The organism is Actinomadura litoris, from assembly GCF_009733595.1.
GTDB lineage: Bacteria > Actinomycetota > Actinomycetes > Streptosporangiales > Streptosporangiaceae > Spirillospora > Spirillospora litoris.
This window is the reverse complement of record NZ_WOFH01000005.1, coordinates 469841-483166: the sequence shown is the minus strand read 5'-3', so window position 1 is coordinate 483166 and position 13326 is coordinate 469841. Positions and strand designations below refer to the sequence as shown.

General features: G+C 71.7%; 13 protein-coding genes. 6 read left to right on the top strand and 7 right to left on the bottom strand.

Going from position 1 to position 13326, the window contains the following annotated elements; translation table 11 throughout:
- Positions 1-238: 238 nt before the first annotated feature.
- A complete protein-coding gene (locus GNZ18_RS16930; RefSeq protein WP_156217395.1) occupies positions 239-1231 on the bottom strand; it encodes a hypothetical protein in 993 nt (330 codons plus the stop codon).
- Positions 1232-1484: 253 nt separating this feature from the next.
- Here GNZ18_RS16930 and GNZ18_RS16925 point away from each other — a divergent pair, with 253 nt between their 5' ends.
- Together GNZ18_RS16925 and GNZ18_RS16920 are read left to right on the top strand one after the other, a co-directional pair.
- Entirely contained in the window at positions 1485-2600 is a 1116-nt protein-coding gene (locus tag GNZ18_RS16925; protein WP_156217394.1) for a hypothetical protein, read from the top strand.
- A 36-nt stretch (positions 2601-2636) separates the two neighbouring features.
- Positions 2637-3713, top strand: a complete 1077-nt coding sequence (locus GNZ18_RS16920; protein WP_156217393.1) for a quinone-dependent dihydroorotate dehydrogenase — start codon at positions 2637-2639, stop codon at positions 3711-3713.
- 3 nt (positions 3714-3716) lie between these two features.
- Here GNZ18_RS16920 and GNZ18_RS16915 read toward each other — a convergent pair whose 3' ends face one another.
- Positions 3717-5183 (bottom strand): DUF7059 domain-containing protein, encoded by a 1467-nt coding sequence (locus tag GNZ18_RS16915; RefSeq protein ID WP_156217392.1) that lies wholly within the window; start codon positions 5181-5183, stop codon positions 3717-3719.
- 118 nt (positions 5184-5301) lie between these two features.
- On the opposite strand from GNZ18_RS16915, the gene GNZ18_RS16910 reads away from it, so the two are divergent.
- Entirely contained in the window at positions 5302-5796 is a 495-nt protein-coding gene (locus tag GNZ18_RS16910; protein WP_156217391.1) for a beta-class carbonic anhydrase, read from the top strand.
- Between the two features lie 60 nt (positions 5797-5856).
- Here GNZ18_RS16910 and GNZ18_RS16905 read toward each other — a convergent pair whose 3' ends face one another.
- From GNZ18_RS16905 to GNZ18_RS16895, 3 genes are all read right to left on the bottom strand, one after another.
- Entirely contained in the window at positions 5857-6717 is an 861-nt protein-coding gene (locus GNZ18_RS16905; protein ID WP_308165797.1) for an N-acetylmuramoyl-L-alanine amidase, read from the bottom strand.
- A gap of 233 nt (positions 6718-6950) precedes the next feature.
- Positions 6951-7187 (bottom strand): hypothetical protein, encoded by a 237-nt coding sequence (locus GNZ18_RS16900; protein ID WP_156217390.1) that lies wholly within the window; start codon positions 7185-7187, stop codon positions 6951-6953.
- Between the two features lie 331 nt (positions 7188-7518).
- Positions 7519-8589: a LacI family DNA-binding transcriptional regulator gene (locus GNZ18_RS16895; RefSeq protein WP_272498217.1), complete on the bottom strand. Its 1071-nt coding sequence runs from the start codon at positions 8587-8589 to the stop codon at positions 7519-7521.
- Between the two features lie 347 nt (positions 8590-8936).
- Here GNZ18_RS16895 and GNZ18_RS16890 point away from each other — a divergent pair, with 347 nt between their 5' ends.
- Positions 8937-9617, top strand: a complete 681-nt coding sequence (locus tag GNZ18_RS16890; RefSeq protein ID WP_214616566.1) for a TetR/AcrR family transcriptional regulator — start codon at positions 8937-8939, stop codon at positions 9615-9617.
- Positions 9618-10150: 533 nt separating this feature from the next.
- Here GNZ18_RS16890 and bldC read toward each other — a convergent pair.
- Together bldC and GNZ18_RS16880 are read right to left on the bottom strand one after the other, a co-directional pair.
- The gene (bldC, locus tag GNZ18_RS16885) at positions 10151-10354 is read right to left on the bottom strand and encodes a developmental transcriptional regulator BldC (RefSeq protein ID WP_012850682.1); all 204 of its coding nucleotides are present in this window, start codon (positions 10352-10354) and stop codon (positions 10151-10153) included.
- A 264-nt stretch (positions 10355-10618) separates the two neighbouring features.
- Positions 10619-11536, bottom strand: coding sequence for a DUF8083 family protein (locus GNZ18_RS16880; RefSeq protein ID WP_214615448.1), 918 nt, complete (start codon positions 11534-11536; stop codon positions 10619-10621).
- 173 nt (positions 11537-11709) lie between these two features.
- Here GNZ18_RS16880 and GNZ18_RS43690 point away from each other — a divergent pair, with 173 nt between their 5' ends.
- Both GNZ18_RS43690 and GNZ18_RS16870 read left to right on the top strand, forming a co-directional pair.
- A complete protein-coding gene (locus GNZ18_RS43690) occupies positions 11710-12792 on the top strand; it encodes a Leu/Phe/Val dehydrogenase (RefSeq protein ID WP_312874573.1) in 1083 nt (360 codons plus the stop codon).
- Positions 12793-13092: 300 nt separating this feature from the next.
- Positions 13093-13299 (top strand): DUF3073 domain-containing protein, encoded by a 207-nt coding sequence (locus GNZ18_RS16870; protein WP_131954916.1) that lies wholly within the window; start codon positions 13093-13095, stop codon positions 13297-13299.
- Positions 13300-13326: the final 27 nt, after the last annotated feature.

Below are 13326 nucleotides of genomic sequence, written 5' to 3'. Positions count from 1 at the left end.
CTGTCGAGGTCCGGAAAGGGATCGTGATCATAAAGCGGCCCACGCCTAACAATGTCCCCGCCCATACCACGGGATACCAGTGGTACGGATACGGACTTGTTTCGATAAAGGGGACTCGGGGGAACGTCGATGGCGTAAGCAGAGCAAAGAAGACGCGGGAGGCTCGCGGGCCCCGACCGACCCACGAACCTCCCGCGCCTTCGCCCGTGGGGGCGGATCAGGACGCGGACGGCCGAATTCAGTAACCGTTACCGTTGCCGGTCGCGGACATGACCTTCCTGCCCTCGGGGGTCGTGGCCCACCAGACCCCGCCGACGCCCTGCCCCTTGGTGTCGCCCGGACGCGCGTCCTTCTCGTAGAAGTACATGGGCCAGCCGTTGATCGTGAGCTGGCACTTCCCGTCGTCCTTGCGTTCGATGAAGTTGACGGCCTTCTTGCTGACGCCCTCCAGCTTCAGATGCTTCCAGCCGTTGAACACGGCGGGCGGCCACGCCTTCTTGCAGGCGCCGAAGCAGACGGAGTTCGGCGGCCTGCTGGTGTCCTTGTCATAGCGGTAGAGCGTGCGGCCCCGCCCATCGGTGATGATCAGTCCGAGCCTCGGATCGCGCTTGGCCCTGACGACCGTCCAGCCCTTCCAGCGGTCGTTCGCGGGCTTGTTCCCGGTGGGCGCCTTCTCGGTGGGCGCCTTCTCGGTGGGCGCGGCCGTCAGGGCCTTCTTGCCGGTCGGCGCCGCCGCGTACCAGGTGCCGCCCACGCCCTGGCCCTTCACGTCGCCGGGGCTCGCGTCCTTGGCGAACCGGTACAGCGGCCAGCCGCCGAGCGTGACCTGCCACCTGCCGTCCGGCCGCTTGACCTTGCCCACCAGCGACCGCCGGACGCCCTTGACCTCGGTCTCGGCCGCGCCCGCCCACACCGGCGGCCACGCCTTGGCGCACGCCCCCTCGCAGGTGGAGGCGGGCGGACGCGCGGTGTCGTTGTCGAAGCGGTACAGCGTCATGCCCCGGCCGTCCGTGACGACCTTGCCGAGCCTGGTGACGCTCGCGACCTCCAGCGTCGTCGGTTCGGGCTCGGGCTTCGGCGCCGCGGACGTCGCGGCCGCGGCGGGGCTCTGCCTCGTGCCCGCCGCCGCGTTCCGCTGGGCCCCGGCCTTCTCCTGCCCGCACGCGGTGACCACCAGCCCGGTCGCGGTCAGGGCGGCCGCCGCGGGGATCGCCCAACGTGGGAATTCCATGTCGTGTCCTCCAGGTCGATGCGGGCCCCGGGTCGGCCGGGGTCCCTGCGGCGATCGAGGCGAAGCGGCCGCACCGCCCTCCTTGATCAACTAGCAGTACGGTGGAGGGGACCCGACAGGTTCAAACCGGGTGCGACCGGGGCGCGACAGGCCCGACCGGCACGACCGGCACGGCGGCGCGAGGGAACCGTTCGCCTTCCCAGCAGGTCTCATTCCGGACGAACTGCCCCGACCCGCCCCGAGGTGCGATGTGGTGACCGCCGGACCCCCCACGGACGGCCGCGGCGCGCGCGAGGGCGACCGCGTCAGCCTCGGCAAGGGCGCGGCGCCCGCACCCGGCATGCGGCGCGAACCTTCGGCGGGGCCGACGGGTCCGGCGTGGATCGTCGTGCCCGCGCGGGCGGTCGCGCTGGTGGTCGTGCTCCCGCTCCGGCTCTGCTACGACCTGCTCCGCCTCGTCGGACGCGGCGTCGCGGCGGTCTTCCGCGCGGTCGGCGGGGGTGTGGCGTGGCTGCTCGACCTCCTCATCACCCGGCCGCTGCGGTGGCTGGTGGTCGTGGTCGTGATCGGCGGCCTCCGGCTCCTCGGACGCGGCGCCGTGCACCTGGCCCGATGGCTCTACCGCCGGCTGCTCCTCCCGGTGGGCCGCCTCCTCGCCATGATCGGACGCGGGCTCGCGCTCGTGCTCGACTTCGTCCTGCTGCGACCGCTCCGGCTGGTCGGACGCGGGCTGGCCTGGCTCGGATCGGGCATCGCGACGGTCGTCGGCCGGCTGATCGGCGTCCTGGTGGTGCTGCCCGCCGTGCTGGTGTGGCGGTACGTCCTGCGTCCGCCGCTCCTCGGTCTGGCCTGGCTCTTCCTGACCGTGGGCCGCGGCATCGCGTGGGTCGCGCGCGGAATCGGCCTCTTCTTCGTCGCGGTGTGGGACGTGCTCGCCAGCGGCTGGAAGGCGTTCGCATCCGCCGTGGCATGGACGTGGCGATTGCTGGGCCGCGGCCTGGCGTGGCTGGGACACGTCCTGTTCGTCCTGCCGGCGCGCTACCTGCTCGTCCTGCCCGCACGTGCCCTCTACCGGCACCTGCTCACCCCCATCGGGCACGGCGTCAGGGGGACGTGGCGCCTCGCGGCCCGGCTCCTGCGCTGGCTCTGGCGGACGTTCGTCACCGTCCCCCTCCGCTGGACCGGCCGCGTCCTGATCGTGGCGCCGTCCCGCTGGGTCAGGACGAGCGTGCTGCGCCCCGTGGGGCACGGCATCCGCACGAGCTGGCGCGTCACCGTCGGCGACCCCGTCCGGGCGGTGCGCGCGACCATGCGGGAGACGAGCCGCGAGGTCCGCCTGACGCTGCGCCGCACCTTCCGGGGCCACTGACCTTTCCGGACGAACCGGCTGGGATACTGGCGGGCGATGTATCGACTCCTGTTCTCACTGGTCATCACGCGGGTCCCGGCGGAGACCGCGCACCACCTCACGCTGGCCGCGCTGCGGGCGGTCCAGGCCGTGCCCGGCCTCGCGCCGCTGCTGCGCCGCGTCCTCGCGCCCCGGGACCCGGCGCTCGCCGTCCGCGCGCTCGGGCTGGACTTCCCCGGCCCGCTCGGCCTCGCCGCCGGGTTCGACAAGGACGCCGTCGCCTACGACGCGCTCGGCGCGTTCGGCTTCGGCCACGTCGAGATCGGCACCGTCACCGGGCGCGCGCAGCCGGGCAACCCGCGCCCGAGGCTGTTCCGGCTCGTCCCCGACCGGGCGGTCATCAACCGGATGGGCTTCAACAACGAGGGCTCCGAGGCCGCCGCGCTGCGGCTTCGGCGGCGGCGTCCGGGGACGATCGTCGGCGTCAACATCGGCAAGACCAAGGCCGTGCCGGAGGCGGAGGCCGCGGCCGACTACGTCGCGAGCACCGAGCGCCTCGCCCCCCACGCCGACTACCTCGTCGTCAACGTCAGCTCGCCCAACACCCCCGGCCTGCGGAACCTCCAGGCCGTCGAGCACCTGCGGCCGCTGCTGACCGCCGTGCGCGAGGCGGCCGACCGGGCGTGCGCCGCGCGCCGCGTCCCGCTGCTGGTCAAGATCGCCCCCGACCTCGCCGACGACGACGTCGACGCCGTCGCCGACCTCGCGCTCGACCTCGGGCTCGACGGGATCATCGCCACCAACACCACGATCGGGCGCGAGGCGCTCCGCAGCGCGCCCGGCCTGGCCAAGGAGACCGGCGGGCTGTCGGGCGCCCCGCTCAAGGAGCGCTCGCTGGAGGTCCTGCGCCGGCTGCACGCCCGCACCGGCGGACGCCTCGTCCTGATCTCGGTGGGCGGCGTCGAGACCGCCGACGACGTGTGGGAACGCGTGCGGGCCGGGGCCACCCTCGTCCAGGCGTACACGGGAATGATCTACGGCGGGCCGCTGTGGGCGCACCGGGTGAACCGCGCCCTCGCACGCCGCCTGCGCGGCAGCGCCTTCCGCACGATCACCGCCGCCCGCCGCGGCTGACCCCTACGGGACCTCGAAGAAGCCGTCCGCGATCAGCTCGGGCAGGACGGTCAGCGCGTGCTCGCGCACCTGCTCCGGGGGCATGCCGGTGAGCTGGGCGATGGCGTCCAGCAGCGGTTCGAGCGGCAGCGTGCCGTCGCAGACCCCGGCGAGCCCCGCCTCGACCGTCCCGACGCCGGCGGCCCGCCCGAGCCGCCCGGTCTGGCGCAGGACGATCCGCTCAGGGTCCTCCGCGCCCGGCGCGCCGATCTGCTCCTGGACGATTCCCTCCGCCGCGCGGAGCACCCGCCGTCCACAGCCTGTGGAAAACTCCGCGGCCGCCGCGAGGCCGTCCAGCACGTGGTCGACATAGGCTCCCACGGGCTGCTCGACGGCGTGCCGCAGCTCCTCGACGCGCACCCCCGGACGCCCGCCGGTGCGCCGCAGCGTGATCCAGCCGAAGCCGATCCCGGTCACGTTCCGGCGTTCGAAATGCGCGAGCCACGCCTCGTACCGCGCGCGGTACTCCGGGGTCCCCGCCTCGCACGAGTCGCGCAGCCACAACTCGGCGTACTCCGCCGGGTCCTGGACGTCCCGCTGGACGATCCACGCGTCGCAGCCCGACTCCTCCGCCCACGCGCCGACCCGCTCCTCCCAGGGCGTCCCGTCGACGTGCAGCCAGTTGGCCAGCAGTTGTACATGCCCGCCGTCGTTCAGAAGGTGTGGCGCCTCGGTGACGATCCGGCGGCAGAACTCGTCGCCCGGCAACCCGGACTCGCGGTAGGTGAAGCGCGGATCCCCCTCCCCTGACGGCGCGACGACGAACGGCGGATTGGACACGATCAGGTCGAAACGCCGCCCCCGCACCGGCTCCAGAAGCGACCCCTCGCGCAACTCGGCGCCCTCCACCCCGGAGAGCGCGAAGCTCATCGCGGCGAGTCGCAGGGCCCTCGGGTTGACGTCCGTCGCGGTGATCCGCGCGGCGGGGTCGCGGTGCGCCAGATGGACCGCCTGCACCCCGCATCCCGTCCCGAGATCGAGCACGTTGTCCACAGCCCTGTGGACAACCAGCCGGGCGAGGCTCCCCGACGCGCCGCCCGCGCCCACCACATGATCGGACGGCACGACGCCCCCGGATCCGGGCCGCACCTTCAGATCCGAGACGGCGTACCCGACATGCCCGGTGGCTTCGAGCGGCTCGACGTGGAGCAGCGGCCGCACCTCGTCCACGGAGACCTCGGCCAGGCCCGCGCGGACGAGGTCGTCCACCGGGACGGTGTCCGCCGCCACCGGGACCTGGAGCCAGAACAGCCGGGTCAGCGCCTCCAGCGGCGACCCGCCGCGGGTGGCGCGCAGCGCCGGGACGATCTCGTCCCGCGCCAGCGCCCCGCCCGCCACCGGCCCGAGCAGCTCGCGCACGCCGTCCACGGTGTAGCCCGCCCCGTCCAGGACGGCGCGGACGCGTTCCAGGGGCGCACGAAGATCAGGCATCCGCCCATCCTGCCCGCTCCCGACACTCCGCGGGCCCGGAAATCACGGTGCGTCATTACCCATTGACTCTACCGTTTTAATCGGAAATCCTGAGGTCCCGAGCGAACGGAAGGCCGCCATGAGCGTGACAGACGAACTCCTCGCCAACGCCGAGCGATACGCCGCCACATTCGACAAGGGCGACCTGCCCCTCCCGCCCGGCAAGGGCGTCGCGGTCGTCGCCTGCATGGACGCGCGGCTCAACCCCTACGGGGTCCTCGGCCTGAGCGAGGGGGACGCCCACGTCATCCGCAACGCCGGCGGCGTGATCACCGCGGGCGAGCGCCGCAGCCTCGCGATCAGCCAGCGGCTGCTCGGCACCCGCGAGATCATCCTGATCCACCACACCGACTGCGGCATGCTGACCTTCACCGACGACGGGTTCAAGGCCGACATCCAGCGGGAGACGGGCGTCAAGCCCGACTGGGCCGCCGAGGCGTTCCCCGACCTGGAGGAGGACGTCCGCCAGTCGATCCGGCGCGTCACGTCCGACCCGTTCATCCCGCACACCGACCAGGTGCGCGGCTTCGTCTACGAGGTCGAGACCGGGCGCCTGCGCGAGGTGAAGCCCTGAGGTGACACGCGGCGCCCCGGTTCAGGGGACGGGGCGCCGCGGAACCGCCGGGCGTCGCGGTCAGCGGAAGTAGGCGTCGAAGCCCTTGGCCAGCGACTCGGCGATGCGCTGCCGGAACGACGAGCTGGACAGCCTGCCCGCGTCGCCCGCGTTGCGCATGTTGCCGCACTCGATGAACACCTTCGGCACCGTCGACAGGTTCAGCCCGCCGAGGTCGCTGCGCCGGTCGAGCCCCTTCTCGCCGATGTAGTTCGAGTACGGGACGTCGGTGCCCGAGCGGTAGGCGTCCCGGAGGTTCCGGCCGAGCTTGAGGGAGGCGGGGACGGCCTCGGTGTTGTGGCCTTTCACGCCGATCGGCTCGATGATGTGGAAACCGTGCCCGGACGCGGACGCCCCGTCCGCGTGGACGGACAGCGCCGCGTCGGCGCGCAGCCGGTTGCCGACCGCCGCCCGCTCGGTGATGCACGGCCCGACGCTCGTGTCGTTCTTGCGGGTCAGCGTCACCTTGGCGCCCCCGGCGCGCAGCAGCTTCGCGAGCCGGTTCGAGACGTCCCAGGTGAAGGCGTGCTCCTCGTATCCGGCGTTCGTGCTCGTGCCGGACGTGTCGCACTCCTTGCTGCCGTTCCCGATCGGCACCTGCTTGTTGATCTCGGACGGGTGCGAGGCGTTGCCCCCGTTGTGCCCGGGGTCGATCACGATCACCTTGCCGCGCAGGGCGGAGCCGTCCAGGGAGCCCTCTGGCGAGCCCTCCGGGGACCTCGGCCCCTCGGAGCCGGTCGCGCTCTGCGGGGCCGTCCCGCGCACCGTGGGGGGCGCGGCGGGGTCGCCTGAGGCGTCGTCGGACGATCCACCGCAGGCCGCCAGGACGCCGAGGCACAGCGCGAGACCGGCGGCCGCGGGGCCGCCTCGATGGATGCGCACAGACCCCGCCCTCCGTGACGACTTCGTGACCGACCCTGACAGTCTGCACACGGACCCGGGTTCGTCAAACGAAGTTCCACGAAATGGGCAGGACTCAGCCACGCGCGGCGCAGGCGGGCGGGCCCTCCCGAGCGGGGCCGTGCCGCCTATCCGGGCGCATCGTGCCGCCTACCCGGGCGGACCGTGCCGCCTGCCGGGTGGGCCGTGCCGCCTGCCCGAGCGCGTCAGGCCGCCTACCCGAGCGGGCCCTCCTTGCCGAGGAGCGCGGCGAGCGCGCGCGCCTCATCCGCGTCCAGGCCCAGCACCACCCGGGGCTGCCCCCACGGATGGTCGATCGAGTGGGCCACGTAGCTGGCGACGGACTCCGAGACCTGCTCGGCGAGCCCGCGCGCATGCCGCCACTCCGTCCACGCGCGTTCCAACTCGTTCGCCGCGCGCTGCGCGCACGACACCAATTCCGGATCACGCATGAGCCGACCCCCCTGGGTGAAGCTTCCCCGTGTCACGCAGGACGGAGCCGACACGGGCGGCCTCACCCGAGGCCGCGCCGGAACCGGGCCCCGCCGAACGGTTGCGTCCATTAACCCTCCGGCGGCGGCCCGGGATCCGGCGAATACGGCAGGCTTGGCCGGGCCCTTACCCGGGGCGCACCGGTCCGAGGAACGATCTACCTCGGGAACACGTGCGGGCCCCTACGACAGATGGGGAGCTTGGAGGAGGCGGGGGGCCTGACCGTGACCACCGGGAACCCGGCCGTCGGTACCGGGGCCGGGCCGTGGCACCGGGACCTGGCCGTGGCCACTACAGGACGGGCACCGGGCCCGTCGTCGATCGGATCACCAGGTGCGGGACCACGAGGTTCTGCCGCGCGATCCGCGACGGGTCGCCGATCCGCGCGGTGAGCAGCTCGGCGGCCACCCGTCCCATGTCCCGGCGCGGCTGGTCGACGCTGGTCAGCGAGATGTGCCTGATCGCCGCGAGGTGCGTGTTGTCGTATCCGACGATCGACAGCTGCGTCGGCACCGGCGTCTCCAGCTCGTCGGCCGCCGACAGCGCGCCCGTCGCCACCAGGTCGTTCGGCGCGAAGATCGCCGTCGGCCGGGGGTCGCGGCGCAGCAGCGCGCGGGTGGCGCGGTAGCCGCCCTCCTCGGTGAAGTCTCCGGGCTCGACGACGATCTCGTCCGTCAGGCCGTGCCGTCGCATCGCCTTCTCATAGCCCGCGCGCCGGTACCGCGCGGTGGTCGAGCGCGCGCCCTCGATGTGCGCGATCCGCCGGTGCCCGAGCTCGACGAGGTGGTCGACGGCCAGGCTCGCGCCCAGCTCGTCGTCGTCCACCACGATGTCGACGCCGACGACGTCGCGCTCGCCGACCACCACCACGGGCACGCTGGCGGCGGCCTCCTTCAACGACTCGGGGACGACGCTGAGCAGCACGAGGCCGTCCACCCGCATCTCCAGGAACGCCTCCACCGCCTCGGCCTCGAACAGCGGATCCCACCGCCCGCTGCCGACCAGCATCCGCAGCCCCTCACCGTGCAGGCTCTCCTGCAACCCGTCGAGGAACTCCGCGAAGAAGGGGTTGTGCAGGTCGGCGACGATGGCGCCGATCAGCCTCGTCCGTCCTTCGACGAGGCTGCGCGCCACGGCGTTCGGCCGGTAGCCGAGCTCCCGCGCCGCCTGGAGGACGGCCTGCCGCCGCCTTTCGCTCACGTGGGGTGACCCCCGCATGACAAGCGACACGAGCGACTTGGACACGCCGGCTCGCTCGGCGACGTTGCGGATGGTCGGTTTGGGCGCGGGTACCGACCTCCCTTCGCCGCGCGCCGAATGAGGGCCGCCGTCGCGCGGTGGGGGAACCGCGCCTTCTCCCATCACCGGCCTGTTGTGCGGGGGGCTTCCTTCACCAGATGACATGGCACTCCGTCCAGGAGGGGGGCCTGCAGGACTTGCCGCGATGGCGCCCCGGGGATCCACTGCAGGGAAGTCTCGGCGCGCCCGCCTCCGCGCGGGAGGAGATGCCATGATGCCTCGGCTTCACCCCATATCGTCGCAACAGTCAGTAACGGGCATCCGTGAATGGCAGTTCGGGGCTATGGTGTTTCGGGCCACAGCCGTATTCTGGCGTGATCAGGACCCGGCGAAAACGGCGCCGGGCCCCGCCCGCGGGCGGCGGGTGGCCGTTCACGCTCGGATACGCTGCCCAGGTGGGAGATCATGCCGTGGCCGGTGGAAAGGCACGGAGCCGGGAGGGCACCCGCCCCGGACGCCGCAGGCTCAGCGTCGACGAACGGCGCGACGAACTGATCGAAGCGGCGCTGCAGTTGTTCAGCACCCGCCCGCCCGAGGACATCTCGATCGACGATGTCGCGGCCGCCGCCGGCGCCTCCCGCGCATTGGTCTACCACTACTTCGGCGGCAAGTACGAGCTTTACCTGGCCGCTCTCGGAAGCGCGGCCAAGCGGCTGTCGGTCCTCCTCGAACCCCCCGCCGAGGGCGCCCCCCTCGACCGCCTGCGCATCTCTCTCGAACGCTACTTCGACTTCGTCGAAAGCCACGCCGCCGGCTATACCGCCCTCCTTCGCGGCGGCCCGGCCGACCGTTCCGGCGAAGTGGGCGAAATCGTCGACGGCATCCGCCGACTCCTTCTCGACCGCATCCTCCACTCCTTGGGAGTCGCGTCTCCGCAGCCCATCCTGCGCATCACGCTGCGTTCCTGGATGGCCGCCGTGGAGACCGCCTGCCTGGACTGGCTGGAGAACCGCGACGTCCCACGTCCTGACCTGGAGGGACTCCTGGCCGACCAGCTCGTGGTCATGCTCGACGCCGCCGGTCGCCGCGACCCCGACACCGGTGCCCTCGTCGACCGCCTGGCCCGAGCGGAACTCCACCCGAGCCCCTGAAGATCTGTCCTCTTGTGGACGCCGCGTCCCAAACTCGACGACTCACGTCCCATGGGCCACGAACACCCGCACGCGTCCATGCAAACAGACGCGACCGCACAGCGTGACCGAAGGTCAGACGACGTCACCACCGCGGCCACCCACAAGTGGCCGCGCCGAGACGTGGCCCACGGCCGCCTCCGCTCTCCCGCCCGGCACCGAGAAGTGGCCTCCGAGGTAGGCCGGCCCTACCCCGCCGCACCGGCCGCGCACACACAGCGACCACGTGACCGGATGGCGGGTGAGGGCGTGCGGATGTCCCGCCCGCGGTTGGTCGCGGACGGGACATCCGGTCGAACGATGCCGGTCCGGGACCGCGATTCTCGGATGACCGTGGTCCCGGCCCGTTGTTCAGGAGACCTCTGGCGTGTCCTCGCGCGAACATGGACGCGCGAGGTCGTCCAAGGGCCTCCTGACCCCCCTTGCGTTCCGCCGGGTGACCGGCGGTTCCGGCGGTACGCCGCCGGATGGAGCGACTACTCCGAGCGGAGTCGCTACTCCGACCGCTGCTGCGGGATCCCCGCCAGCAGCGCCCGCACCTCTGCCTCGCGGTAGCGGCGGTGCCCCCCGAGCGTGCGGATGGACGTGAGCTTCCCGGCCTTCGCCCACCTCGTGACGGTCTTGGGGTCGACGCGGAACATCGTCGCCACCTCCGCCGGCGTCAGCAGGGGCTCGGCCTCTGGCGTACGTGCTGACATGTTTGCGGCCTCTCCTCCGTGGACCGATCCTGCGATTGATCCTCGCGGTGTCACTGATGTCCCCTATGGCCCGAAAGAGCCACTATGACATCACAACGTGTAACCTTGCCACCACTCAGCGCAACAAGCAAGTTCCTGGCGGTAGTTGCGTGCAAACATCCCTGCGGACGCCGGGAGCAGCGCGTCTTCGATGGCCAGCGGGTCACGCTGCGTGATTCTAGCGACACGTATAGTCGTATCGCCCGCTGATTCGGGAAATTTGTTTTAGTTCGCCGTTTCGAGGGCCCTGACCGGCCTCCAGCGCGCGAGGAGCCGCTTGTACATCGCGACGGCGAGCTCGGCCTCACCGCGCTCCATCGCGGCGAGCGCCACGGACATCTCCGCCACCGACTCGTCCGCCTGGAGCGTCCGGTCGTCCAGGAGGTGGACGAGGCCGCCGTAGTCCAGCTCGACCAGCGCCCGCGGATGGAACTCCTCCAGCCACCGGCCGAGGGCCTCCAGCCGTCCGGCCGACAGCGGGACGGCGTCCGCGGCCCCCTCGCCGAGGTTGGCGCGTACCACCGGCAGCGCCGAGGCGACCCTGCGGCGGGCCTCGCCCATCGAGGTGACATAGATGAGCGTACGCGCACGAGCGGCCGTCGCAGGCCCATGACCTGCATGTTCCTGCAAAGCGTCGGACGTCGTCCGGTATCCGGTACCGGGCGCGCCGAGCATCAGACATCGCTCCGAGCGGGCAAACGGCACGAACCAGGCCAGCGGCACATGCCAGACATCCGTCAGGATGTGCGGGCGCAGTGATCGGCCCGCCCGCTTCCAGCGCTCGAACTCGCTCGTCGCCCGCTCCGCCACCGTCGGCGGGACGAACGCCGCCGCGACGCCCGCGGACCGCTCGTCCCGGAAGCGCTCGAAGGCCAGCCAGGAGCGCAGCCGCGTCTCCCAGGGGCAGATGAAGATCATGTCGTCCGAGCGGCGGACGTAGGCGTCGCGGCTCTCGCGGTCCGGCACGACCTCGGGCGGCGCGGAGGTGAGGCGCCGCGCCGCCTCCCGGTGCTCCGCGGCGAGGGCGTGGATCCGCCTCGGGCGCCGTCTGGAGTCCGCGTAGGCCGTCCACAGGGTCCGCGCGGGTTGCGGGAAGGCGGTCACCGGCTCATATACCCGCAGGTACGCGGCGTACGGAAACACAACCGCATCGTGACATGAGACTGGCCCCGGCGAGGGCCTGTCAGGGCCACCGAGACGGGCGCGTTACCTCGCCCGCCCGTCTCTGATCACGTCCCGGAGGAAACGCGCATACGCAGGCGGCCAGGCATGTAGCCCCCTTAGGCTGATCTAGAGACAGAGAGGAGGGCACTACCGTGCCTAATGTCTTCGGGTCGCCTCACAAGGGCTCAGAACCCCGACACGAGCAGGTCGTCTTCTGCCAAGACGAGGCCAGCGGCCTGCGCGCCATCATCGCGATCTACTCCACCGCCCTGGGCCCGTCCCTGGGAGGCACCCGGTTCTACCCCTACGGGTCGGAGGAGGAGGCGCTCACCGACGTCCTGAACCTGTCCCGGGGGATGGCGTACAAGAACGCCTTGGCGGGGCTGGACCTCGGCGGCGGCAAGGCCGTCATCATCGGCGACCCGTCGGTGGACAAGTCGGAGGCGCTGCTACGGGCCTACGGGCGTTTCGTCCAGACCCTGAACGGCCGCTACTACACCGCCTGCGACGTCGGCACCTTCAGCGAGGACATGGACGTCATCGCGCGCGAGTCCCGTTACGTCACCGGCAGGACGGTCGCGCACGGCGGGGCCGGCGACTCCTCCATCCTCACGGCGTTCGGCGTGTTCCAGGGCATGCGCGCCGCCGCCGAGACCGTGTGGGGCGCTCCCACCCTGCATGGCCGCCGCGTCGGCGTCGAGGGCGTCGGCAAGGTCGGCCACCGGCTGGTCGAGCACCTGCGCGAGGACGGCGCGGACGTCGTGATCTGCGACGTGAACGAGGCCGCCGTCGAACGCGTCCGGGCGCAGCACCCCGAAGTGGAGGTCGTCCCGGACAAGGACGCCATGGTCCGCACGGAACTCGACGTGTATGCGCCGTGCGCCCTGGGCGGTTCCCTGAACGACGACTCCGTCCCCGCCCTCCAGGCCCGGATCGTCTGCGGGGCGGCGAACAACCAGCTCGCCCACACCGGCATAGAGAAGAGCCTCGCCGACCGGGACGTCCTGTACGCGCCCGACTATGTGGTCAACTCCGGTGGCGTGATCCAGGTGGCGGACGAGATCGACGGCTTCGACTTCGACCGTGCCAAGGCCCGCGCCTCCGGCATCTTCGAGACCACCCGCAAGATCTTCGCGCTCGCCGCCGACGAGGGCGTCCCCCCGGCGGTCGCCGCCGACCGGCTCGCCGAGCGCCGGATGTCGGAGATCGGCCGGTTGCGCGGCATCCTCGTCTGAGCGACCCGTCACGAGGCCATCACGGGGCCGTCATGGGCTGTCCGAAACTTCCCATGACGGCCTTGGTGATCTAAGTGTCCGGGTGGGTTACGAGACCCTGTCTTCCCTAGCCAGGGCCTAGATAGACTGGTGTTCCAAGCAACATGAGCGCCGCCACGTACCGTCGATGTACCGAGCCGGGCGCAAAACGGGTACGGTTGTATCCGTGACTGACGCATGGCTCATCAGGCACCGGTTCGTGTGGTACACGCGCGCGTTGATGGGCCCACGAAAGCCCTGACCATCGAGGGGGTCGAGCCAATGGGTCGCGGCCGAGCCAAGGCCAAGCAGGTAAAGGTTGCCCGACAGCTCAAGTACAACAGCGGCAACACGGACCTCGACCGCCTGAAGAGCGAACTGGGAGTCAACGACTCCGGCGACGACTCCTATGACGAGCTCGCCGAGAAGTACGCGGACTTCGCAGAGGACTACGGCACGGAGGACCGTAAGGACGGCACCTCCGGCTGACCGGCTGACATGGCGCCACTGCCCGGA